Genomic DNA, 23,465 nt, shown 5'->3' with positions numbered 1-23,465 from the left:
CGTGTCGACCATCGTCGTTTCCGGTGGGCACCCGCTGCGCGGCCGCTGCACCCTCCAGGGCTCGAAGAACATCGCACTGCACCTCTACGCCGCAGGGCTGCTGATGCCCGGACGCCTCACCATCCACAATGCACCAGCCATTGTGGACACCGGGGTGTGCGCCGAGATCGTCAGCGAGCTGGGCAGGCCGGTGACCCTCGGTGCGGGAACGTTCGAGGTGGCCGCCGACACCAGGACGGGCCGGGAGATCCGTCCCGAACTGGGGCGCCGGATCCGGCCGACCGCCTGCTTCGCCGCCGCGGTGCTGGCGCGCCGCAGCCGGGTGCGGTTCCCGCTGCCCGGCGGTGACCAGTTCTGCGACCGGCCGGTCGACCTGCACCTGCGCGCGATGGAACGCTCGGGGGCACAGCTGGAGCTGCTCCCTGGCGGGGTGGTCGACGCGGTGCTGCCCGGCGGCAGGCCGCGCGCGTTCGCGATGTCGATGGACACCCCGCACGGGCCCAGCCTGGGCGCGACGGTGACGGCGATCTTCCTAGCGGTCATCGCGAGCGGGACGACCGTGCTGACCGACATCAGCATCGAGCCCGAAGTGATCCACATCGTGGACTGCCTCAACCGGGCAGGCGCCGACATCGTCCTGATGTCCGAGCGCCGCTGCGTCATCCGCGGCGTCGCCGAACTGCGCACGGTGGACACCGTCGTCGCCCCGGACCGGCTGGAGGCCGGGACGCTGGCGCTGGCCGCGCTGATCACCGGGGGAGAGGTGGTGCTGGCCAGGACCGGGGAGGCGGTGCTGACGCCGGGGTTCGCCGACGCCCTGACCCGGATGGGCGCGGAGCTGATCAGCGGGCCGGACGGGCTGCTGGTGCGCGGCGGGCGGCTCTCGCCGGTGGACGTGGTCACCGGCCCGCACCCGCAGTTCCCGACCGGCCTCCAGCCGCCGACCACCGGCCTGCTGTCGCTGGTCCACGGCCGCTCGCGGATCGTCGAGCGGGTCTACCAGCGCCGGGCCACCCACCTCGACGGCCTGCGCGCCTTCGGTGCCGACGTCGAGGAGCTCGGCACCGCGACGGTGATCACCGGCGTGAGCGAGCTGCGTCCCGCAGCGGTCGCGGCCACCGACATCAGGTGCTGCACCGCACTGCTGCTGGCCGCCCTGGCGGCGAAGGGGGAGTCCCGCGTTTCCGGGCTCCGGCACCTGTACCGGGGGCACGGGGGGCTCATCGACGCGCTCAACGGCATGGGGGCTTCGATCATGCGGGTGAACTCGGCCGAGGAGCTCGTGCGGACTTGACCGGGCGGCGGGGTGGGAGCCGGCGCCGACGCCGCGCTCGGGAGCGGTTGCGGTGTCGGTACCGCCGAGCGGGCTGAGGTGGTCTTTCGCGGCTTGGTCGACCCGCCTCAGAGCGCCGGAGCCCCGTCCTCCAGGTACAGCGCGGTCCCGGAGTCGCGCCCGGCGAGCGCGCTGGAGATCCGGCGCGCCAGCCGTGGCGAGGCCCGCTCGGCGACCTCGCCCACCGGCACGAAGGCGAGCGTCTCCAACTCCTCGTCACGCGGGCGCAGCGACGCGCGCTGGTCGTCGGGAACCACTCCGCCGTCGAACACGAACGCCAGCATCGGGCGCATCCCGCGCTCCGGCGGAACCCAGTCGGCGCACAGCAGCCTGCCCGGGCGCCGGTCCAGCCCCAGTTCCTCCCGAACCTCGCGGCGGCACGCTTCGGCCGGTGACTCGCCTGCCTCCACGACCCCGCCCGGAATCTCCCACCACGGCTTGTACGTCGGTTTCACCATCAGCAGCGCGCCGTTCGCGCCGAGCATCAGCACCCCGGCGGACGCGGGAAAGCCGGGCAGCTTCGCGTGCCACGACGGCGACGGATAGGTTGGCATCGGCGAATCGCCCATCACTTTCCCCGAAAACGACGTGTCCGGCTGCTGCCCAACGTACCCGGCCCCGCCGGGTCTTCCAAGAACATCCTCTGTGGACAATGTTTCGCGCGATCGGCCATCTGGTGGTGCGGATGGTCCGATCGTGTTTTCCACTCACCCCAAAGGGTTCCTGATCACGAGGACACGTGATCAGGAACCCACCCCTGGCGCGCGGGGCGGCAACTCCGCGCAGAGTCACGTGAAATCGTGATGTCTTCGGCGGGCGGACGCGGGAATCTGTAAGGCGACCACTGCCGGGCGCTGACCCGGCCGGTACCAGCCGTGCAGCTCGGAGCGAGGACGACTGTGAACCTGAAAACCATGGAACTCGAACGGCCGCAACACCGTGACCGGAACCTGGTTTTGGTGGGCCGGACAGGAGCGACCAGCGTCTGCGTGATCGGCGCCGGTCCACGCGGCCTCTCGGTGGCCGAGCGGCTCTGCGCGAACGTCTCGGCGGTCGAGGAGCCGCCCAAGCGCCTGCACGTGCACATCGTGGATCCGCAGGCGGGCCGGGGTGGCAGGGTCTGGGCGACGTCGCAGTCCGGGCGGCTGCTGATGAACACGATCGCCTCCCAGATCACCATGTTCACCGACGAGACCGTCGACTGCGTCGGGCCGGTCGACCCCGGGCCGAGCCTGCACGAATGGGCTTCGGCGGTGGCGATGGACCCCACCTACGACTTCGACGAGCAGGTGCGCAGGGAAGCCGCGCAGCTCGGGCCGAACTCCTACCCGTCGCGGGCGCTCTACGGGCACTACCTGAACTGGGTGCTGCGGCGGCTGACCGACCACTCGCCGGAGCACGTCACCGTGCACGTCCACCCCAAGACCGCCATCAGCCTGGAAGACGGCGAGTGCGGGTTGCAGCTGGTCCGGTTCGACGACGGAACCGCGCTCACCGACCTGGACGCGGTGGTGCTCGCGCAGGGGCACGTCCCGATGCCGCTGACCGAGCGCCAGCAGCGGCTCAGCGACTTCGCGACCCGCAACGACCTGGTCTACGTCGGCCCGCAGAACCCGGCCGAGGTCGACCTCTCCGCGATCCGGCCGGGCGAAGGGGTGGCGCTGCGCGGACTCGGACTTAACTTCTTCGACTACATGATCCTGCTGACCGAGGAACGCGGCGGCAGGTTCACGCGGGAGGACGGCAGGCTGATCTACCGCCCGTCCGGGCGCGAGCCGGTGCTCTACGCCGGATCCCGGCGCGGCGTGCCGTACCACGCGCGCGGGGAGAACGAGAAGGGCGCGTTCGGGCGGCACGTGCCGCGTTTCCTCACCGACGAGGTGATCGAGCACTTCCAGCGCTGCCGCCAGGCCGGTCTGCCGGTGGAGTTCCGCGCCGACGTGTGGCCGCTGATCGACCTCGAAGTGCGGCTGGTGTACTACTCGGCACTGCTGGCCGAGCACCGCTCCGCCGCCGACGTGGCCGACTTCGAGCAGCACTACGTGATCGCCGCAGGCGCTGGCCAGACCGCCGAGAACGCCGTGCTGGACCTGTTCGGCATCGCCGACGAGCGCCGCTGGCAGTGGGATCGGATCGCCCGCCCCTACGGGGACCGGGTGTTCGGCGGTCTCGCCGAGTTCGAGCGGTGGCTGGTGGGCTACCTGCGCGGCGACCACGCCGAGGCGCGGCGGGGCAACGTCAGCAGCCCGCTGAAGGCGGCCCTGGACGTGCTGCGCGACCTGCGCAACGAGATCCGGCTCGTGGTGGACCACGGCGGCATCACCGGGCGGTCGTACCAGGAGGAAGTCCAGCAGTGGTACACGCCGTTCAACGCCTACCTGTCGGTGGGGCCGCCCGCGCGGCGCATCGAGGAGATGATCGCGCTGATGGAGTCCGGCGTGCTGCACGTGGTCGGGCCCGAGATGCGGGTCGACCCGGCGCCGGACGGGGCCGGGTTCCTGGTGGACTCCGACGTGATGGGCGGCGAACCGGTCCGGGTGCGCTCGGTGATCGAGGCCCGGCTGCCCGAGGTGGACATGCGGGCCAGCACCGATCCGCTGCTGGGCAAGCTGTTCCGGGAAGGCCGCGCCCGGCCGTACCGGATCCCGGACGGGTCGACGCAGGTCTACGAGACGGGCGGGATCGCGGTGACCGGGCGCCCCTACCACCTGGTGGACGCCAACGGATCGCCGAACCCGCGCCGGTTCGCCTACGGCGTGCCGACCGAGGCCGTGCACTGGGTCACCGCCGCGGGGATCCGGCCGGGGGTGAACTCGGTGATCCTCTCCGACGCGGACGCGATCGCCCGGCGCGCGCTGGCGATCGCGCACTGGGGCTCGACCGACACCCGGATCGCGGTGGGCAGGAGGAAGAAGTGATGCCGACGCCCGGAACCGACGCCGGACTGCTCGCGCCGACGTGGGCGGGTGTCCCCGCCGCCGCGGCGCTGAGCGACGAGGCCTGGCTGCAGGCCATGCTCGACGTCGAGGTCGCGCTGGCCCGCGCGCAGGCCGGGCTCGGGGTCATCCCGCAGGACGCGGTGCCGCCGATCACCGCGGCGGCCCGCGCGGGACGGCTGGACCTGGCCGGGCTGGCCGTGCGGGCCCGGCAGGCGGCCAACCCCGTGGTCGGTCTGGTGGGCGCGCTCGTCGCCGAGGTGGCGACGGAGTCGAAGGTCGCCGCCGAGTACGTGCACCGCGGCGGAACGAGCCAGGACGTCCTGGACACGGCGATGATGCTGCTGGCCCGCGACGCGCTGGACGGCATCGTCGGCGACCTGCGCACCACGGCCTCGGCGTTCGCCGAGCTGGCCCGGCGGCACCGCGGCGACCCGGTCGCCGGGCGCACGCTGACCCAGCACGCGGTTCCCACGACCTTCGGGCTCAAGGCCGCGGGCTGGCTGAACCTGGTGCTGGACGCGGTCGAACGGCTGAGCCGGGTGCGCCGGGAACTGCCCGCGCAACTCGGCGGTGCCGCGGGAACTCTGGCCTCCTACGCCGAGTACACGGCCCTGCCGCCGAGCGCCCGTGCCGGGGAGGATCCCGCCCGGCTCGCCGTCGCCCTGGTGTCGGAGTTCGCCGCCGAGGTCGGACTGGCCGAGCCCGTGGTGCCGTGGCACGCGTTGCGCACCCCGGTCGCCGACCTGGGCGCGGCATTGGCGTTCACCACCGGCGCACTGGGCAAGTTCGCCATCGACGTGCAGGGCGCGGCCCGCACCGAGGTCGCGGAACTGGCCGAGCCCGCTGAGGAGGGCCGCGGAGCGTCCTCGGCCATGCCGCAGAAGCGCAACCCGGTGCTGGCCACGCTCGTGATCTCGGCAGCGCGCCAGGTCCCGGCGCTCACCTCGGTGCTGGCCGCGTCGATGGTCGCCGAGGACGAGCGCGCACCGGGCGCCTGGCACGCGGAGTGGCAGCCGCTGCGGGAGTCCCTGCGGCTGACCGCGGGCGCCGCCGCCACGGCGGCCGAACTGGCGGCGGGCCTCCAGGTCGACACCGCGAGGATGCGGCAGAACCTGGACCTGACCGGCGGCACGATCGTTGCCGAACGCCTCGGCGCCCGGCTCGCCCCGCTGATCGGCAAGAGCGAGGCGAAGCGGCTGCTGACCCGGATCGCCCACGCCGCGGCCGAAGGGCAGGGGACGTTCGACGAGCTGCTGGCGAAGGCGCCCGAGCTGGAGGCGGTGTCCTTCGACGACCTGTCGCCGGCGGAGTTGCTGCGCCCGGAGGGCTACCTCGGTGCGGCGGAGCGGCTCGTGGACCGGGCGTTGCAGCGGTACGAGAAGACGACCGCCTGAGCGGCGGTTGAACCGGTGCCGGTCGCTTGTCCCACCCAAGCGACCGGCACCCCGGGTCACGTGCCGAGCAACGCCCGAAGAAGCGAGTGCGCCCAACCAGCCAGAGAAGTCGGTGTCGTGGTGACGAAGCTCCGCGGGTCCTCGGGAACGAAGTCCTCCCGAAGGCCAACGCTCATCCCGACGATCCCCTCGACCTGTCCCTCGCTCAGACCGGCTGCCCGCAGCGAAGTGCGGAACTCGTCATCGGAAATGCGTTCCGCCCGCACCGGTCGCCCGAGAGCCAGGCTCAGGATCTCCGCCACTCGCGGGAAAGTCAGGTCCTCCGGTCCGTGCACGGCCTGCACGCGGCTGCCCGTCCACCCGTCGGCCAGCAGGCTCGCGGCCGCGACATCGCCGATGTCGCGGGGATCGACCCACGGCATCGGGTAGTCCAGCGGCCAGGTGGTCCGGAGCACGCCCTCGCGCAGCGACTCGGCATCCATCAGCAAATTGGTGAAGAAATAGCCGCACCGCAAGTGAAGCACGCTCGCTCCGGTGGCGTTGAGCAGTTCCTCGGTCCGGGCCAGCCCGTCGATCTCACCTGCGCCGTGGCGCTTTTCCGCACCGGTGCTGCTGAGGAACACGGTCCGCGCGATGCCGTTCTCCCGGACCGCCCGCGCAGCGTTGGCGCCCATCCGGGCGTAACCGGCGACCGGGTCGTCATCCGGTGTGGGCGGGTCGACCCAGAAGAGCCGATCGGCGCCCCGCGTCGCGCGGACGACGAAATCGGCGTCGCCCTGGTCGCCTTGCACGACGTCGGCCCGGTCCCGGATCGCGGCGTCGAGCTTCCCCGGATCGCGCAGCAGCAGCGTCGGGCGCACGCCCGCTTGCAGGAGCAGTTGCACGACCCGGGACCCGACGTGCCCGGTGGGCGTCGTAACGACGATCTTCGCGTGTGTCATACCGAGGACGCTACGGAGGATTGTGGTCAGATCCCGGCCACAATCCCGGTTGGTGCTCCAGCCGCTCTTGTGCGGCACTGACACGCCGCTCGGCGCGAGTTTGTCACCGTCGTTCAGAGATCGACAGCACGCGGACCAATCGCTTGCCACCGCTTATGGAGAACCACAACGATTTTGAAGAACGATCATGTTCTTCATGATTCTCCGAGCAGCGGAATGGACTGATCATGCGCAGAATCATCGGTGCGCTCGCCGCCGTTGGTGCGATCACGGCTGGTGTGGTCGCCACCAACTCGATCGCCTCGGCCGGCGACCAGTACGCCTCCTACGTGGCCCTGGGGGACTCGTTCTCCTCGGCGTCCGGTGTTCCCAACCAGGTGAGCCTGAACTGCACGCGATCCGACAACAACTACCCGTCGCTGGTGGCCAAGGAGCTGAAGCCGTCCTCGCTCACCGACGTGACCTGCGGCGGCGCGACCACAGTGGACATGACCGGACTCCAGCTGCCGACCATGAACCCCCCGCAGTTCGGGGCGCTCAAACCTGACACCGAGCTGGTCACCGTAGGTATCGGCGGCAATGACGTGCCGTTCGCCGGAGTCGTGATGACCTGCGGCTCCATGGGCGCGTTCCAGCCCGTCGGGTCGCCGTGCAAGGACCACTACACCCGGGGCGGCACCGACCGGCTGGCCGCCGACATCCACAAGGTCGGTCCCAAGGTCGGCGCGGTGCTCGACGGCATCCACCAGCGCTCGCCGCGCGCGAAGGTGCTGCTGGTCGGTTACCCGGCGCTGATGCCCGAGTCGGGGTCCGGCTGCTGGCCGGCGATCCCGATCTCCGCGGGCGATGCCCCGTACCTGCGCGACGCCACCAAGCTGCTCAACACGGTGCTCGCTCAGCAGGCCGCGGCGCACGGCGCCACGTACGTGGACGTCTACACCAGCAGCATCGGGCACGACCTGTGTGCGCTGCCCGGTGTGAAGTGGGTCGAGGGACTGCTGCCCACCTCTCCGTCCGCCCCCATTCACCCCAACCTCCAAGGCACCCAGAACCAGGCCCGCCAAGTCCTGGCGGCGCTGCACCGGTAGATGACCCAGCGATCCGTTCCCTCGGCGCTCCAGGCGTTCGCGAAGGCCGGGCAGCGGTTGCCCAGCAGGCACGGACTCAGCAGGGAAGAGGTGGAATCATCCCAGCGCGCCCGCATCCTGGTCGCGTTCCTGGAGACCACGGCGGAGAAGGGGTATGCGTCGGTCACGATCGGTGACATCGTGGAGCGCGCCAGTACGTCCCGGGAGGCGTTCTACCGCCAGTTCGCCACCAAGCAGGCTTGTTTTCTCGCGGCGTTCCGGGAGGGCGCCGAGGTGCCGCTCAGCCAGGTGACCGGTCCGCTCCGGGAAGTCCCCTACACCGACTGGCGGACTGGTCTCCGCGTCACGATCCGCGCCTACCTGAAGCTGCTGGCGTCGCAGCCCAAGGCCACCTGGACCTTTCTGATCGAGGCCCTGGCCGCAGGCCCCGAGGTAGCCGCGCTGAACAGCAGGTACGCCGCGCGCATCGCCGAGCTGTACCGGCTGACGTACAACGGCGTCGTACGCCGTGAAGATCCGAGCCGGCCGGAGCTGGAGGACGAAGCCTTCGACCTCCTCGTCGGCGGCATGGCGGACCGGATCCGCAACTGCCTCTACGCCAAGGGCGCCGAGGCGATCCCCGAGCTGGAACCGCTCTTCATCACCACGGTCCTCGTTCTCTTCGGCGAGAAAGCCGACTGACGCTGAAGATCGCGAACCACCGCTGGAGTACTAGCCTGAGTCCGATGACCGATCCGAGCACACGGCTGCTGGAACTGCTGTCGCTGCTGCAAAGCGGCCGGAGCAGACCCGCCGCGGAGCTGGCCGAGCGGCTGGGCGTGTCCCCGCGAACGCTGCGGCGCGACCTCGACCGCCTGCGCGACCTCGGCTATCCGGTGTCTTCGACGCGCGGGCCGGGTGGTCACTACCAGCTCGTCGCGGGGCGTGCCATGCCGCCGCTGCTGCTGACCGACGAGGAGGCGGTCGCGACCGTCGTCGGGCTGCGGGCCGCCGCGCTGAGCCAGGTGGGCGATGCGGCCGAAGGAGCTCTGAGCAAGCTCGAACGCGTCGTGCCGACGCGGCTGCGGCCCCGGATCCAGGCGCTGACCGCCGCGACCGAGACCAGCTCCCGTGCCACTCACGCGGTGGATCTGCGCACTGTGCAACTGCTCGCCACGGCGGCGCACACGCACCAGGACGTCCGATTCGACTACACCAGCCGCGACGGGCAGCGCACCGAACGCCGGGTCGATCCGTACCGGCAGGTGCTGTTCGCACGCCGCTGGTACCTGCTCGGCTGGGACCGCGACCGCGCCGACTGGCGCACCTACCGCATCGACCGGATCGCCGCGCTCACCGCGCCGGGCACCACCTTCGCCCCGCGCGAGCTGCCCGCCGACGACCCGGTGAGCTTCGTCCAGGACAGCGCGCGGTTCCTGCGCACCGCCCGGCGCGGCGTGGTGCGCTTCGCGGCGCCGGTCGAGGTGGTCTCCGACCGGCTGATCGCCGAGGCCGGGTCGCTGGAGGCCATCGACGGCACCAGCTGCCGCTACCTCACCGGCGCCGAATCCTGGGAGTGGCTGGCGGCCACCCTCGCCGCGGTCGGCGTGCCCTACACCATCGAGGCGCCGGCGGAGCTGATCGCGGCCTCGCGCGAGCTCGCCGGTCGCATCGCCGAGGCAGCGGGCGGATTTTCCCGCGGCGAAGGGGAACGGGGACTCGGCGGGACCCCGTAACGCCGGCCGGACGAGCCGGACTACCCGGTCCAGCTCCCGGCGGCCTGAGAGCGAATTCCGAATCGGATCGGAATTTGTCATGTTCCGATTTTTCCGGCTACGGTGGAATTTGCCTGCGTTTGCGGTATTGGTCAATTTGCCGACCGCGGATGCACCCCGAATGCGGCAAAAATGCATGATCGATGCTGTTGTCGGGAGTGGTGGTGTCGGGAACCCTTGATGCGGGCAATGTCGCATGGTGCGCGGACCTGCCCCGTCTCCGTCGTTCCGCCGCGTGGAGCGGGCGTTGTCCCAGGTGGAGGGGCTGATCGCTGGTCACCGGGGCGTGCGGCGCCCCGGTGGGTGGCGGCGGCACCGGCCACCGTGCAAGCCATTCCGATGAAGAGGTTGAGATGCCGACGCTTGATTCCGTCGAAGAATCTTCAAGAACTAGTTCCGGCGGGGGAGTTTTCCCGCGCGGAATCCGTGAGTGGCACCGCCCCCTGGTGCTCTGTACGTGGGTGATGGCCGTTTCGCTGGTCATCAGCGTCGTCGGCCTGTTCGCCGACCAGCGGCTCGTCACCGGGGAACTGGCCTGGCACAAGCCGCTGAAGTTCGCGATCTCCAACGGCCTGTACGGCATCACGCTCGCCTGGATGCTCAGCCTCTTCCCGCGCTGGAAGCGCACCCTGTGGTGGATGGGCACGTTCATCGCGGGCGCGCTGCTGCTGGAGACCGTGCTGATCACCTACCAGGCGGCGCGCGGGACCAAGAGCCACTTCAACCTCTCCTCGCCGCTGGACGCCAACATCCTGCTGGCGATGGGGGTCGGCTCGGTCGTCCTGTGGGGCGTGACGCTGGTCATCGGGTTCCTGCTGATGCGCCAGCGGCTGATCGACCGTCCGCTGGCCTGGACGATCCGCATCGGCGTGCTGCTCGCGGTGGCCGGGATGACCTACGGGTTCGTGATGGTCACGCCCACCCCGGACCAGGCCGCGGTGATGGAGGCGACCGGCCACTCGCCCTACATCGGCGCGCACAGCGTCGGGGTGCCGGACGGGCAGTCCGCGCTGCCGGTCACCGGGTGGAACGAGGTCGGCGGCGACCTGCGGGTCCCGCACTTCGTCGGCATCCACGCCCTCCAGGTGCTCCCGCTGCTGGCCATCGCGTTGCAGGCGATGGCCGCGCGGTACGCGCTGCTGCGGGAGCAGAGCACGCGGACCCGCCTGGTCGTCGCCGTCTCGCTCGGCTACGCCGGTGTGCTGGCCGTGGTCTCCTGGCAGGCGTTCCGGGGGCAGGCGCTGTTCGCCCTCGACGGCTCGACGGTGTCGGCCGTCGGCGTGGTCGTGGTGGCGACCCTCATCGCGGTCCTGGCGATCCTGGGCAAGGCCAAGGGCGGAGCCGAGCAGGACCGGTCCGACGACGAGGACAAGGCTCCCAGCGTCACGGCCTGACGCGAGCGGGAGGGCTTCCGATCCGTTGCGCGGCAACGGCCCGGAAGCCCTCCGTCCACACTGGTCAGTCGTCCTGGGCCGGTGCGGAAGCGAGGTGCGCGATGAGCTCGCGGAGCTCGTTGACGTCCGGCAGCGAGCGTTCCCTGGCTTCGATCGCGGTCGCGACGTCGGCGGCGCGGATCAGCGCCAGCGGAAGGCGGTCACCGTCGCCCTCGGCGTCGGTGAGCAGCGCGCTGGCGTGCGCGGCGGCCGAGCCCAGCTCGCCTGCCTGGGCCATGCAGACGGCCTGGTCGAACCGCAGCAGCATCGGGTCGATGCCGAAGGTGTCGGGTTCGGCCGCGTAGAGCCGCAGACCCTTGTCCTGGACGGCGGGCGCGTACCGGACGCAGCCCAGGTTGGACAGCGCGCCCGACAGGTAGAGGAACAGACGCTTGGCCGGGAAGGCGAAGACGTCGTCGCCCGGCTGCTCGTCGAGCTGCTCGTAGCGCCGCCGCGCGTCGACGATCATTTCCTTCGCGGCCTCGCAGTTGCCCATCCTGGCCAGCGCCCGGGCCTGCGCCGCGGAGGCCAGCGCGGCCGCGGGGGACGGGCGGTCGCCGATGATCGCCTGGGCTTGGGCCGTCAGGCCGATCGTGGCGTTGAGATCTCCCGTGTAGTAGGTGAGGATCGCCTGCTGCGCCCGCACCTGCGCGCGCATCTGCGGGTCGCCGCTCCCGTCGGCGGCGGTGCGGGCCACCCGGTGCCAGCCGCGCGCCTCGTCCGCCTTGCCCAGCCGGAACAACGCGTCGGCGAGCATCGTCGCCGACATGGCCGTGGCGTGCTGGAAGCGCCGCACGACCCGGCTGCTGTGGTGGTCGCGGACCCGGGCGCGCAGCTCGGAAAGCACCGGTACCAGGGCGAAGACGGTCTCCATCGCGCGCGAGCGCACGTGCGCGCGGCGGAGCTTGTCGACCGTGTCCTCCAGCCCGCTGAGCCGGTCCTCCGCACCGGTGGCCATCAGCGCCGCCATCTCCTCCCGGAGAACCCTGGCGGTGGCGAGCACCGATCCGACGGCGTTGGGTTCCTCCACGACGTCAGTGCCCGACTCGGTGCGAGATCCGGCCGCGTTCTCGGCGACACCGAGCAATGTGGACAGTTCGGCGGTCGTGATCTGGAGCGCCCGCGCCAGTCGCCGCTGTTGCGGCAGCGCCGGGACGACCAGACCCCTTTCCCAGCGCATCACGGTGGAACGGGCCACGCCGATCTCGTGCGCGAGACTGTCCTGTGTGAACCCGGCGCCGCGCCGGCGCATCGCGAGCGCGGTGCGCTCGGCTCCGCGCGACCACAGTGGAGCGGAACCGGCGGCAGGCGGCTCGGCGATGCTGGCGACCATCTCGCCGCGCAGCGGGCCGATCACGTCCATACCGCCGCTGGATAACAGGATGTCCAGCTCGTAGGGCGTGATTCCCAGTGTCGAAGCCAGTTTCGGCCGCAGGGTCGGCCCCGGCGAGGCTTCTCCGCTCTCCCAGCGCGCCACGGTGGAGCGGTCGACGCCGAGCCGTGCGGCCAGACCTCCCTGCGTGTGCCCGGCGAGCCGTCTGCTGCGGGCCAGCCCCGCCCGCTTGGTCGCCTTCGTCGTGTTCTGCACGCGGTCGGTCACCTCGTCGTCTCCTCAATGCCGGTTCGGGTTCCGGGCGCGGAGTCGACGCCGCTGTCTCCCCAGTGCACCACAAACCCCCAAATGAAGTAGTGCTTCAAGAATGCGGCGCAGAGTATAAGTAAGAACCGGTTCCGGGTGCGAGGTTCTCGCGCGCCGGAACGAAAATAGGGAGGTTGGCCCAACTCCTGCGGACGAATGACGTATTCGTCATACCAATAACCTACCGATAGGTAGCAAGCGCCGCGTGCGCCCAGAACGCGACAGAGACGCATCATCGATGCTGTTGCCGTCGATGCCCCGATTGGGAAATATGCACAGCAGGCGGGATACCCGCCGGGTCTGCTCGTCTCATGGGGGAATGAAGTGCGGAACGCGAATGTTTCATGTCGGCTGAGCGGTGCGATTTCCCCGCGGAGAGCGCGCTAGTCGCTGTTCGTTCGCCGTTTCACCGCGCGTCGTCTTCGCCGGCGGGCGGGAACCTGTCCTCCGCAAGGGAAAATCCGAATGAAACTCGCTTCTGCCTCGCTCATCCTGGATTCCACGGCGACCTGGCTGCCCTCGGGCACCGAAACCGTCGCCGACGCCGTGGCGGCGGGCCGGCTGCCCGCCGACGAAGCGCCCAAGCTGGGCCTGTCCCGCGTGCCGGTCTCCGACGTCCCGGCTCCGGACATGGCGGTGCGGGCGGCCCGCGCCGCCCTGGCCGACGCGGGCGCCGACCCGGCCGAGATCGGGTTCCTGGCCCACGGGTGGATCTACCACCAGGGCCACGACTTCTGGTCCCCCGCGCACTACATCGCCAACGAAACCGGTGCGCACAGCGCCTTTCCGGTCGGTGTGCAGCAGCTGTCGAACGCGGGCGCGGCGGCGCTCGGGCTGGCCGTGGACCGCCTGGTCGCCGACCCGGGCACCGGCTCGGCGCTGGTGACCACCGCCGACCGGTTCGCGCTGCCGGGCTTCGACCGCTGGTCGGCCGACTACGGCGTGGTCTACGGCGACGCGGGCACGGCCGCCGTGCTGCGCAGGCATGGCGGGCGGCCGGGCGGGCTGCGGCTGCTGTCGCTGGCCTTCCGCACCGCGGCCGAGTTCGAGGTGATGTACCGGTGCGGGGACGAGTTCGCGGTCGCTCCGCTGGAGCACGGCGGCCGGATCGACGTCCGGCGGCCGAAGAAGGCGTACCTGGAGAACTTCGGCGGGAACCGGAATTTCCAGGAAACCGCCTGCGAGCGCGTTCGCGAGGTTCTGCTGGGAGCGTTGCACGACGCCGAGGTGGAACCCGACGACTCGCGGATCGCGTGCATCGCGCTCCCGAGGCTGTGCGACAGCGTGCTCGAGATGATGTACCTGCCCGTTATCGAGGGCCAGGTGAAAGGCGAGGTGCTGCGGCTGCGCGAGGGCAGCGGGCACCTCGGTGCCGGTGATCTGCTGGCCAACCTCACCCACATCCGCGACGCGGCCCGGCTGGATTCCGGAGAAGTCGCGGTGCTGATCGGCGGTGGTGGTGGTTTCACCTGGTCCTGCGCCGTCGTGCAGGCGATCTGATTGTCGCGCGGCCGGGAAAAGACCGATCGAACCACAATTCGCGATTCGTCCGGACACCGCCGATTCGACGGCTGAATCGTGCTCGGCAAGAACCGAAAGGGTCCAATCATGAACGACACCTATGATGTCGTCATCAACGGCGCGAGCGTCGCGGGGTGCACCGCCGCGGTCCTGTTCGCCCGCAGAGGTGCGAAGGTCGCGCTCCTGGAGCGCCGTTCCGACGTCAACGCCTACAAGGTCCTGTGCACGCACTACATCCAGCCCGCGGGCCACCCGGTGCTCGCCGAGCTGGGCCTGGTCGCCGAGCTGGAAGCGGTCGGCGCGGTCCGCAACTCGGCCAAGTACTGGACCCGCTGGGGCTGGATCAAGCCGGAGGACCGGGTCGGCCCGGACGTGCTGCCGCACGGCTACAACGTCCGCCGGGAGACCCTCGACCCGATGCTGCGCAGGCTGGCGGCCGAGACCAAGGGCGTCGACCTGCTGCTCGGCCACACCGTCAACGAGCTGATCACCGACGACGGCCGGGTGGTCGGCGTCGCGGGCAGCGCGGGCGGTGAGCGCTTCGAGGTGCGCGCCAAGCTCGTCGTGGGCGCCGACGGCAAGGACTCCACGATCGCCAAGCTCGCCGACACCCCGTCGGAGACCACGCCGAACAACCGGTTCAGCTACTTCGCGCACTTCCGCGGTCTGCCCCGTCCGGACGGCCACATCGCCAAGGCGTACTACCTGGAGCCGGACAACGCCTACGTGATGCCCAACGACGACGACGTGACGATCATCTCCGTGCTGCCGTCGATGGAACGCCTCGGCGAGTTCAAGGCGGACCTGGAGGGCGCCTACCGGCGCTTCGTCAAGGCGCTGCCGGAGGCTCCCGACATCGACAACGCCGAGCGCGTCGGCAAGATCGTCGGGACCATCAACTACCCGCTGATCACCCGCCAGTCCACCGGCCCCGGCTACGCCCTGGTCGGCGACGCCGCGCTGACCAGCGACCCGCTGGCGGCCGTCGGCTGCGCCTGGGCGATGCAGTCCGCGCACTGGCTGGCCGAGTCGGCCTCGTCGGCGGTGCTCGGCTACGGCGACCTCGGGACCGCGCTGGGCGCCTACCGCAAGAAGCGCGCCGAGAAGCTCAAGGCGCACGCCCACCTGATCGCCGACTACGCGACGGCGCGGCCGTTCAACCGCATCGAGCGGTTCACCTTCTCCGCCGCTGCGCGGGACGCCAGGATGGCCGAGCACTTCCACGTGTTCGGTTCCCGGCTGATGAGCGTGCCGGACTTCCTGTCGCCGTGGGCGGTCGCGCGCTGCTCGATGGTCAACGGCAAGGCCCTGTTCAGGTCGCAGCCGCAGCCGTCGGCCGCTCCCGAGCGGGTCCTGGCCGGACGGGGGGCGTGATGACCGAGCGTTCGCACCGGGAACTCTGGGACTGCTGGTCGCGGATCTGGAACGGCGAGTTCGAGCTCGCCGAGGAGGTCGTCAGCGCCGACCTGCGGGTCAACATCCCCGACCACGGGATGCCCGACCCCGCCACCATCCACGACCCGAAGACGCTGACCGCGTGGATCGGGGCGTTCCGCTCGTCGTTCGACGACGACGCCCGCATCTCCGGTGAGCTGGGGCCGTTCATCGTCGGCGACTACGCGATGGGCCGCTGGGTGTTCAACGGCGTCTGGCAGGGCGGGCGGCCCGCGACGGCGACCGCCGAGCCGGGCACCCCGGTGACCTTCCGCGGCGTGGACATCCTGCGCATCGAGGACGGCCGGATCGCCGAGTACTGGCTCACCGACGACCAGCTCGACCTCTACGCGCAGCTGGAGGCGGTGCCGCGGGCGAAGTCGCCGGAATCCGTGCAGCTGCGGGAGGAACTGGCCGCGCTGCCCGGCGAGGCCGGCCGCAACCGGGTGCTGGAGCTGGTCCTGGACAACGCGGCCGAGGTGCTGGAGCGCGACGAGGTCCGGGCCTCGGCGGGCACCGAGAGCTTCCTGTCGCTGGGCACCGACTCGGTCTCGGCGGTCGCGCTGCGCACCCTGCTCTCCGACGCCTGCGGGCTCAAGCTCGCGCCGACGCTGGTCTTCGACCACCCGACGCCGCGGGCGCTGGCCGACCACCTGTGGTCGGAGCTGGGCACCGAGATCGGCGCGCCGGAGGCGACCGCGCTGGCCGCGCTGGCCCGCCTGGAGGAGGCGGTGTCCGGGCTGCCGGGCGACGCCGACGTGCGCGCCCAGGTCGCGCGCAGGCTCTCGGCGTTGCAGCGGGCGGTCGGCACCGACAGCGCGGAGCCCGCGACCGGTGCGCACGACGAGGCGACACCGGAGGAGATCTTCGCCTACCTCGACAGCAGGCTCGGCCCGGCGAGCGCCGGCTGACCAGGCGCCGACCCGCCACCTGCCACCGGATCGCACACGGGAGAAAAGCTGGGCATGTCCAACGAAGAGAAACTGCTGCACTACCTCAAACGCACGACCAGCGAACTGGACCGGGCCAGGGAGGAGCTCCGCCGGACCCGCGAGCGGGAGACCGAACCGCTGGCGATCGTGGGCATGAGCTGCCGCTTCCCCGGCGGCGTGACCTCGCCGGAAGAGCTGTGGCAGCTGGTCGACGAGGGTCGTGACGCGATCACCGAGTTCCCCACCGACCGGGGCTGGGACCTGGAGGGGATCTACGACCCGGACCCCACGGCGCTGGGCAAGAGCTACGTGCGCCACGGCGGTTTCCTGCACGACGCCGCGGACTTCGATCCCGCGTTCTTCGGGATCTCGCCGCGCGAGGCGATGACCGTCGACCCGCAGCAGCGCCTGCTGCTGGAGACGACCTGGGAGGCGTTCGAGGACGCCGGCATCCTGCCGGACACGCTGCGCGGCAGCGACACCGGCGTGTTCGTCGGGATCATGTTCGACGAGTACGGCCTGCGGTTCCTCAAGACCCCGGTCGAGGGCTTCGACGGCTACCTCGGCGTCGGCAGCGCGGGCAGCGTCGCCTCGGGCCGGATCTCCTACTCGTTCGGCTTCGACGGCCCGGCGGTCACGGTCAACACCGCGTGCTCGTCCTCGCTGGTCGCGCTGCACCTCGCCGGGCAGTCGCTGCGCCGCGAGGAGTGCTCGATCGCGGTCGTCGGCGGCGTGATGCTGATGGCCACCTCGTTCTCGTTCACCGAGTTCAGCAGGCAGCGCGGGCTGTCGGTGGACGGCCGGGCCAAGTCGTACGCGGCGGGGGCCGACGGCACGTCGTGGGCCGAGGGCGCCGGAACCCTGATCGTGGAGCGGCTTTCCGACGCGCGGCGCAACGGGCACCCGGTGCTGGCGGTCATCCGCGGCACCTCGGTGAACCAGGACGGCGCGAGCAACGGCCTGACCGCGCCGCACGGCCCGTCGCAGCAGAAGCTGATCCGCGACGCGCTGGCCAACGCCGGGCTCACCAGTGCCGACGTCGACGCCGTCGAGGGCCACGGCACCGGGACCAAGCTCGGTGACCCGATCGAGGCGCAGGCGCTGATCGCCACCTACGGGCAGGGCCGGGGCGGCAGGCCGCTGTGGCTGGGCTCGCTGAAGTCCAACGTCGGCCACACCCAGTCGGCCGCGGGCGTCGGCGGGATCATCAAGATGGTCGAGGCGATGCACCACGGCGTGCTCCCCAAGACGCTGCACGTCGACGAGCCGAGCCCGCACGTGGACTGGAGCAGCGGCGACGTGCGGCTGCTGACCGAACCGGTGCCGTGGCCGAAGTCGGACGACAAGGTCCGGCGGGCCGGCGTGTCCAGCTTCGGCATCAGCGGGACCAACGCGCACGCGATCATCGAGGAACCGCCCGCGGAGGAGCCGCGCACGAGCCCGGCCGCCGACGGCGCCGTGGTGCCGTGGGTGCTGTCCGGCAGGACCGCGGACGCGCTCAGCGCGCAGGCGCGGCGGCTGCGCGAGCACGCCGCCGTGGACCAGCACCCGGTGGACGTCGCGTTCTCGCTCGCCACGACCCGCACCGCGATGGAGCACCGCGCGGTGGTCGTCGGCAGCGACCGGGACGAACTGCTCGCCGGTCTGGAGGCGGTCGAATCCGGTGCGCGCGCGGCGAACGTGGTGCGCGGGACGACCGGACCCGGCGGCAAGCTCGCGTTCCTGTTCACCGGTCAGGGCAGCCAGCGCCTGGGCATGGGCAAGCAGCTGCACGCGGAGTCGCCGGTGTTCGCCCGCGCCTTCGACGAGGTCGTCGACGCGCTCGACGCGCACCTCGACGAGCCGCTGCGCGCAGTGGTGTTCGCCGACGAGGACCCCGAAGGACGGCTCAACCGCACCGAGTTCACCCAGCCCGCGCTGTTCGCGGTGGAGGTGGCGCTGTACCGGTTGCTGGAGCACTGGGGGATCCGGCCCGACTTCGTCACCGGGCACTCGATCGGCGAGCTGGCCGCCGCGCACGTCGCGGGCGTGCTTTCGCTGCCGGACGCGGCGAAGCTCGTCGTAGCGCGCGGCAGGCTGATGCAGCGGCTGCCCGCGGGCGGCGCGATGATCGCCGTGCAGGCCACCGAGCAGGAAGCGCTCGCCGCGCTCGGCGACCGGCTCGACCGGGCCTCGATCGCCGCGATCAACGGGCCGAACTCGGTGGTGCTCTCCGGCGACGAGGACGTGGTGTCCGAGGCCGCCGCCGCGCTGGAGGCCCAGGGCCGCAAGGCCAAGCGCCTCCAGGTCAGCCACGCGTTCCACTCGCCGCACATGGACGGCATGCTGGCGGAGTTCGCGGCCGTCGTCGGCTCGCTGTCGTTCGCCCCGCCCGCGATCCCGGTCGTCTCCGACGTGACCGGCAAGGCGGCCACTGCCGACCAGCTCTGCTCGCCGGACTACTGGGTGCGGCACGTGCGCGAGGCGGTCCGCTTCAGCGACGTGATCACCACCCTGCGCGGCGAGGGCGTCGGCGCCTTCGTGGAGCTCGGCCCGGACGGCACGCTGTCGGCGATGACCCGGTCCTGCCTGGGCGACGACGAGGACGCGCTGGTCGTGCCGCTGCTGCGCAAGGAGCGGCCGGAGCCCGCGTCGGCGATGGCCGCGCTCGGCGAGCTGCACGTGCGCGGGACCTCGCCGGACTGGAACGCGGTCTTCGACGGCCTGCACCCGCGCCGCGTGGAGCTGCCGACCTACCAGTTCCAGCGCCAGCGGTACTGGCTGGACGAGCCCGCCGCCACCGGTGACGTCGACTCCGTCGGCCTCAGCTCGGCGGAGCACCCGCTGCTGGGCGCGGTCACCTCGCTGGCCGACCGGGACGGCGTGATCTTCACCGGCCGCCTGTCGCGGCAGTCGCACCCGTGGCTGGCCGACCACGTCGTGCACGACGCGACGCTGGTGCCCGGCACCGCGCTGCTGGAGCTGGCGACCCGGGCCTGCGCGCAGGTCGACTGCGACGTGGTGGAGGAGCTGACCCTCCAGGCCCCGATGGTGCTGCCGGACGAGGGCGCCCTGCTGATCCAGGTAGCGGTCGGCGCACCGGAGGACGACGGCAGGCGCTCGGTGGCGCTGCACTCGCGCGGCACCGAAGAGGACGCCGCGTGGACCCAGCACGCCAACGGTCACCTGGCACCCTCCGCCGACCTCGGCGCGGACGCGCTGAAGGAGTGGCCGCCCGCGGACGCGTCCGAAGTGGACCTGGACGGCCTCTACGAGCGGCTGGCCGACACCGGATTCGCCTACGGGCCCGCGTTCCAGGCGCTGAACGCGGTGTGGCGGCGCGGCGACGAGCTGTTCGCCGAGGTCGACCTGCCCGCCGAGCAGCAGGGCGACGCCGCGGCCTTCGGCCTGCACCCCGCGCTGCTCGACGCGTGCCTGCACGCCCTGGCGTGGGAGGACGTGCGGGAGGGCACGCCGTCCGGCCGGTTGCCGTTCTCCTGGAACGGGGTCCGCCTGCACGCCGTCGGCGCCTCCTCGCTGCGGGTGCGCTTCACCGGCGTCGGCACCGACTCGATCGCGGTGGCCGCCGCCGACCAGGACGGCGAGCCGGTCCTGTCGGTGGAGTCGTTCGTGTCGCGCGCGATGTCGACCGAGCAGCTGGGCGCTTCCCGGCGCAACCTCGGCGACTCGCTGTTCCAGGTGGACTGGACTCCGGTCACCGCCGACGGCGAGCCGGGCAGCGTGCAGCGCTTCGACAACCCCGCCGCCCTGCGGCAGGCGCTCGCGGCCGGGCAGGTCGACGCGGACCAGGTCGTGGTCACCTGCGTCTCGCCCGCCGGTGCCGAGGTAGCCTCCGAAACCCACCGCCTGACCGCAGAAGTCCTTGAACTGCTTCAGGAATGGCTGACCGACGGCCCCTCGCGGCTGGTGGTCGCGACCCGCGGTGCGGTCGCCGTCGACTCCGGCGAGGACGTCGCAGACCTGCCCGCCGCTGCGGTCTGGGGCCTGGTGCGCTCCGCGCAGTCGGAGGCGCCGGACCGCTTCGGCCTGGTCGATACCGAGGACGACGTGGTGCCGCCCGCGGCGCTGGCCTCCGGTGAACCGCAGATCGCCTTGCGGGACGGGAAGATTCGCGTGCCGAGGCTCGCGCGGGCGACCTCCGCGTCCGACGCCGTGGCCCCGGACGCCTGGAGCGGCACGGTCCTGATCACCGGCGGAACCGGTGAGCTGGGCGCGTTGTTTGCAAAGCACCTGGTGACCGAGCACGGAGTCAGTCGTCTGGTGCTGACCAGCCGCCGCGGTCTCGAAGCGGCTGGTGCGCGCGAACTGGTGGCGGAGCTGGAAGAACTCGGTGCGACCGCGACGGTCGCGGCGTGCGACGTCACCGACCGCGAGTCGCTGCGGTCGTTGCTGGCGTCGGTGCCCGCAGAGCACCCGCTCAGCGCGGTCGTGCACACCGCGGGCGTGCTCGACGACGGCGTCATCACCTCGCTGACGCCGGAACGGGTCGCCAAGGTGCTGCGCCCGAAGGTCGACGCGGTGGTGAACCTGCACGAGCTGACCGCCGACGCCGGTCTGGGCGCGTTCGTCGTGTTCTCGTCGGTCGCGGGCACGCTGGGCAGCCCCGGGCAGGGCAACTACGCGGCGGGCAACGCCTTCCTGGACGCCTTCGTCCAGCACCGGCGCACCCGCGGCCTGGCCGCGACCGCGCTGGCGTGGGGCATGTGGCAGCCCAGCGGCGGGATGGCGAGCACGCTCGGACAGGCCGACCTGAACCGGATGGCCCGCTACGGCGTGCTGCCGATCACCGAGGAGCAGGGCGTGGCGATGTTCGACGCCGCGCTCACCGCCGACCGCCCGGCGCTGGTCCCGGTCCGCCTGGACCGCAAGGCGCTGCGCAGCGGAGCCGCGCCGCTGCCGCCGCTGCTGAAGGGACTGGTGCGCGGCACGGCCCGCCGCGCGGCCTCCGGCGGTGGTTCGGCACCCGCGGAGACCTCGTCCCTGCGGGACAAGCTCGCCGGGCTCTCCGAGGCCGAGCAGCTGGCGGCGGTGACCGAGCTGGTGACCTCCACGGTGGCCGGCATCCTCGGGCACAGCAGCTCCGCGGAGGTCGGCGTGACGACCCAGTTCCGCGACCTCGGGTTCGACTCGCTGCTGTCGGTCGAGCTGCGCAACGCGGTGGGCGAGGCGGCCGGGCTGCGGCTGCCGCCGACGGTGGTCTTCGACCACCCGACGCCGCAGGAGCTCGCCGCGCAGGTGCACACCCTGCTGCTGCCGAGCCTGTCCGGGCAGCAGGGCGCAGAGGCCGCAGCGGACACGCTGGTCGGGCTGTTCCGCACCGCCTACGAGTCCGGCAAGCTGGGCCCGGCGGTCAACGTGCTGGTCAACGCGGCCGAGCTGCGCCCGCAGTTCGGCCGGGACGCGGAACCGCCGGTGCACCCGGAACCGTCGGCGAATCCCGAGGCCACCGGTGAAGGGCCGGTCGTCGTGTGCTTCTCGTCGATGATGGCGATCTCGGGGCCGCACGAGTACGCGCGGCTTGCCTCGCTCCTGCCCGGACACGCGGTCGTCGCGCCGCCGCTGCCCGGTTTCGCCGCGGGAGAGGCGCTTCCGGAGTCGCTGGAGGCGCTGGTGCACACCCAGGCGGCGGCGACGGCGAAGCTCGCCGAGGGCCGCGGCGTGGTGCTGCTCGGCCGTTCCACCGGCGGCTGGATCGCGCACTCGGTGGGGCACCGGCTGCGCGAGCTCGGGGTCGAGCCGCGGGGCGTGGTCCTGCTCGACACCCTGGCCAGCCCGGTCGACCTGGACGACCTCGCGATGGTCTCGGCCAAGATGCTGGAACCGGCCAGCAGCGCGTTCCTCGACGACCAGCGGCTGATCGCGATGGGCGGCTACCTGCGGATCTTCGACGGCTGGGAGCCCGCGAAGCTCGACGTGCCGTCGGTGATGCTGCGGGCGCAGGAGCGCGAGGGCGCGCACGCACGTCCTCGGTGGACGCTGGCGGACTCCACTTCGGACGTCGCGGGTGACCACTTCACGATGCTCGAGGACCACGTGGAGACCACCGCCAAGGCCGTCGACGAGTGGTTGCGGGCGCTGCGCGAGGGGAGCGGCGCGTGACCCGCGCGACCCTGGAGCGGATCGAGTCCCACCTCCCCGGCCGCACCGTCGGGGTCGGGGAGGTGGCGGCCGGACTCGGCCTGAGCAAGGCGAAGCTGTCGGTGTTCCAGAAGGTGCACGGGCTGCGCAGCCTGCGGATGGACCCGGACCTGCCGCTGCTCGATCTGGTGCTGCCTGCCGCGCAGCGGGTGGTCCAGTCGGTCGCGGAGCCGTCCCGGATCCGGTACGTCGTCCACGCCCACGCGACGCACGAGGTCACCCCGCCGCTGGCCGAGCTGCCCGCGGAGATCCGGGACGCCCTCGGGCTGACCGGTGCCGAGGCGTTCGGGCTGACCCAGCAGAACTGCGCGGTCGGGCTCGGCGCGATCGACGTCGCCGAGGCTCTGCTGCACGCCGAGCCCGACCCGGACGCCCGCGTTCTGGTGGTGACGGGGGAGAAACCGTTCTCCCGCCTGATCCAGCTGCTGCCCAACACCGCGATCATGGGCGAGGCCGCCGCCGCCTACCTGGTGGCGCTGGACGGCGAGGGCTCGCCGGTGCTGTCCCAGGTCAACCGGACGCTGGGGGAGTACGCGGAGCTGATCTCCCTGCCGCCGGAGGAACTGGCGCGGTTCGGCAAGCAGTACGCGCCGGTCCTCGCCGAGGTCATCCGGGAGGCGATCGCGGCGGCGGGGCTGGAGTTCTCCGACATCGAGCTGGTGATCCCGCACAACGTCAACATGCTGGCCTGGCGCCAGACCATCGACGAGCTGCGGATCCCGCCGGGGCGGGTGTTCCTGGACAACATCGGCCGCTACAGCCACTGCTTCGCCTCCGACGTCTTCGTCAACTGCGCGACGCTGCGGGATGCCGGACGCCTGACCGAGGGCGCGCACTACGTGCTGGCCTCGGTGGGCGCGGGCGCCTCCTTCAACGCGGCGGTGCTGACCTGGCGAGGGCGGTCGTGATCTGCCCAGGG

15 protein-coding genes are annotated in these 23,465 nt (G+C 71.8%); 12 read left to right on the top strand and 3 right to left on the bottom strand.

Going from position 1 to position 23,465, the window contains the following annotated elements; translation table 11 throughout:
* Nucleotide 1: 1 nt before the first annotated feature.
* The gene (locus ABD691_RS10400) at nt 2-1,294 is read left to right on the top strand and encodes a UDP-N-acetylglucosamine 1-carboxyvinyltransferase (protein WP_344679354.1); all 1,293 of its coding nucleotides are present in this window, start codon (nt 2-4) and stop codon (nt 1,292-1,294) included.
* 107 nt (nt 1,295-1,401) lie between these two features.
* On the opposite strand, the gene ABD691_RS10395 is transcribed toward ABD691_RS10400, so the two are convergent.
* Entirely contained in the window at nt 1,402-1,887 is a 486-nt protein-coding gene (locus ABD691_RS10395; RefSeq protein ID WP_344679353.1) for an NUDIX domain-containing protein, read from the bottom strand.
* 405 nt (nt 1,888-2,292) lie between these two features.
* Here ABD691_RS10395 and ABD691_RS10390 point away from each other — a divergent pair, with 405 nt between their 5' ends.
* Entirely contained in the window at nt 2,293-4,251 is a 1,959-nt protein-coding gene (locus ABD691_RS10390; protein ID WP_344679352.1) for an FAD/NAD(P)-binding protein, read from the top strand.
* A complete protein-coding gene (gene pcaB, locus ABD691_RS10385) occupies nt 4,251-5,666 on the top strand; it encodes a 3-carboxy-cis,cis-muconate cycloisomerase (RefSeq protein WP_344679351.1) in 1,416 nt (471 codons plus the stop codon). Before ABD691_RS10390 ends, pcaB begins: the two co-directional genes overlap by 1 nt.
* Nucleotides 5,667-5,722: 56 nt before the next feature.
* Here pcaB and ABD691_RS10380 read toward each other — a convergent pair whose 3' ends face one another.
* Complete coding sequence (locus ABD691_RS10380; RefSeq protein ID WP_344679350.1) at nt 5,723-6,607, bottom strand: NmrA family NAD(P)-binding protein; 885 nt, start codon at nt 6,605-6,607, stop codon at nt 5,723-5,725.
* 227 nt (nt 6,608-6,834) lie between these two features.
* On the opposite strand from ABD691_RS10380, the gene ABD691_RS10375 reads away from it, so the two are divergent.
* From ABD691_RS10375 to ABD691_RS10360, 4 genes are all read left to right on the top strand, one after another.
* Nucleotides 6,835-7,695, top strand: a complete 861-nt coding sequence (locus ABD691_RS10375; RefSeq protein ID WP_344679349.1) for an SGNH/GDSL hydrolase family protein — start codon at nt 6,835-6,837, stop codon at nt 7,693-7,695.
* Nucleotides 7,696-8,376, top strand: coding sequence for a TetR/AcrR family transcriptional regulator (locus ABD691_RS10370; RefSeq protein WP_344679348.1), 681 nt, complete (start codon nt 7,696-7,698; stop codon nt 8,374-8,376). It abuts the gene before it with no gap.
* A 44-nt stretch (nt 8,377-8,420) separates the two neighbouring features.
* Complete coding sequence (locus tag ABD691_RS10365; RefSeq protein ID WP_344679347.1) at nt 8,421-9,410, top strand: helix-turn-helix transcriptional regulator; 990 nt, start codon at nt 8,421-8,423, stop codon at nt 9,408-9,410.
* A gap of 503 nt (nt 9,411-9,913) precedes the next feature.
* Entirely contained in the window at nt 9,914-10,843 is a 930-nt protein-coding gene (locus tag ABD691_RS10360; protein ID WP_344679346.1) for a hypothetical protein, read from the top strand.
* 64 nt (nt 10,844-10,907) lie between these two features.
* On the opposite strand, the gene ABD691_RS10355 is transcribed toward ABD691_RS10360, so the two are convergent.
* Nucleotides 10,908-12,482 (bottom strand): helix-turn-helix domain-containing protein, encoded by a 1,575-nt coding sequence (locus ABD691_RS10355; RefSeq protein WP_344679345.1) that lies wholly within the window; start codon nt 12,480-12,482, stop codon nt 10,908-10,910.
* Nucleotides 12,483-12,986: 504 nt separating this feature from the next.
* Between ABD691_RS10355 and ABD691_RS10350 the strand changes: the two genes are divergently transcribed.
* The 5 genes from ABD691_RS10350 (at nt 12,987) to ABD691_RS10330 (ending at nt 23,454) form a co-directional block, all read left to right on the top strand.
* A complete protein-coding gene (locus ABD691_RS10350; RefSeq protein WP_344679344.1) occupies nt 12,987-14,021 on the top strand; it encodes a 3-oxoacyl-[acyl-carrier-protein] synthase III C-terminal domain-containing protein in 1,035 nt (344 codons plus the stop codon).
* 108 nt (nt 14,022-14,129) lie between these two features.
* The gene (locus tag ABD691_RS10345; RefSeq protein ID WP_344679343.1) at nt 14,130-15,416 is read left to right on the top strand and encodes an NAD(P)/FAD-dependent oxidoreductase; all 1,287 of its coding nucleotides are present in this window, start codon (nt 14,130-14,132) and stop codon (nt 15,414-15,416) included.
* Nucleotides 15,416-16,387, top strand: a complete 972-nt coding sequence (locus ABD691_RS10340) for a phosphopantetheine-binding protein (RefSeq protein WP_344679341.1) — start codon at nt 15,416-15,418, stop codon at nt 16,385-16,387. Before ABD691_RS10345 ends, ABD691_RS10340 begins: the two co-directional genes overlap by 1 nt.
* A 54-nt stretch (nt 16,388-16,441) precedes the next feature.
* A complete protein-coding gene (locus ABD691_RS10335) occupies nt 16,442-22,507 on the top strand; it encodes a type I polyketide synthase (protein ID WP_344679340.1) in 6,066 nt (2,021 codons plus the stop codon).
* The gene (locus tag ABD691_RS10330) at nt 22,504-23,454 is read left to right on the top strand and encodes a 3-oxoacyl-[acyl-carrier-protein] synthase III C-terminal domain-containing protein (RefSeq protein ID WP_344679339.1); all 951 of its coding nucleotides are present in this window, start codon (nt 22,504-22,506) and stop codon (nt 23,452-23,454) included. Before ABD691_RS10335 ends, ABD691_RS10330 begins: the two co-directional genes overlap by 4 nt.
* Nucleotides 23,455-23,465: the final 11 nt, after the last annotated feature.

The organism is Saccharopolyspora taberi (assembly GCF_039534165.1).
GTDB lineage: Bacteria > Actinomycetota > Actinomycetes > Mycobacteriales > Pseudonocardiaceae > Saccharopolyspora_D > Saccharopolyspora_D taberi.
This window is presented reverse-complemented; position numbering and strand designations above follow the sequence as displayed.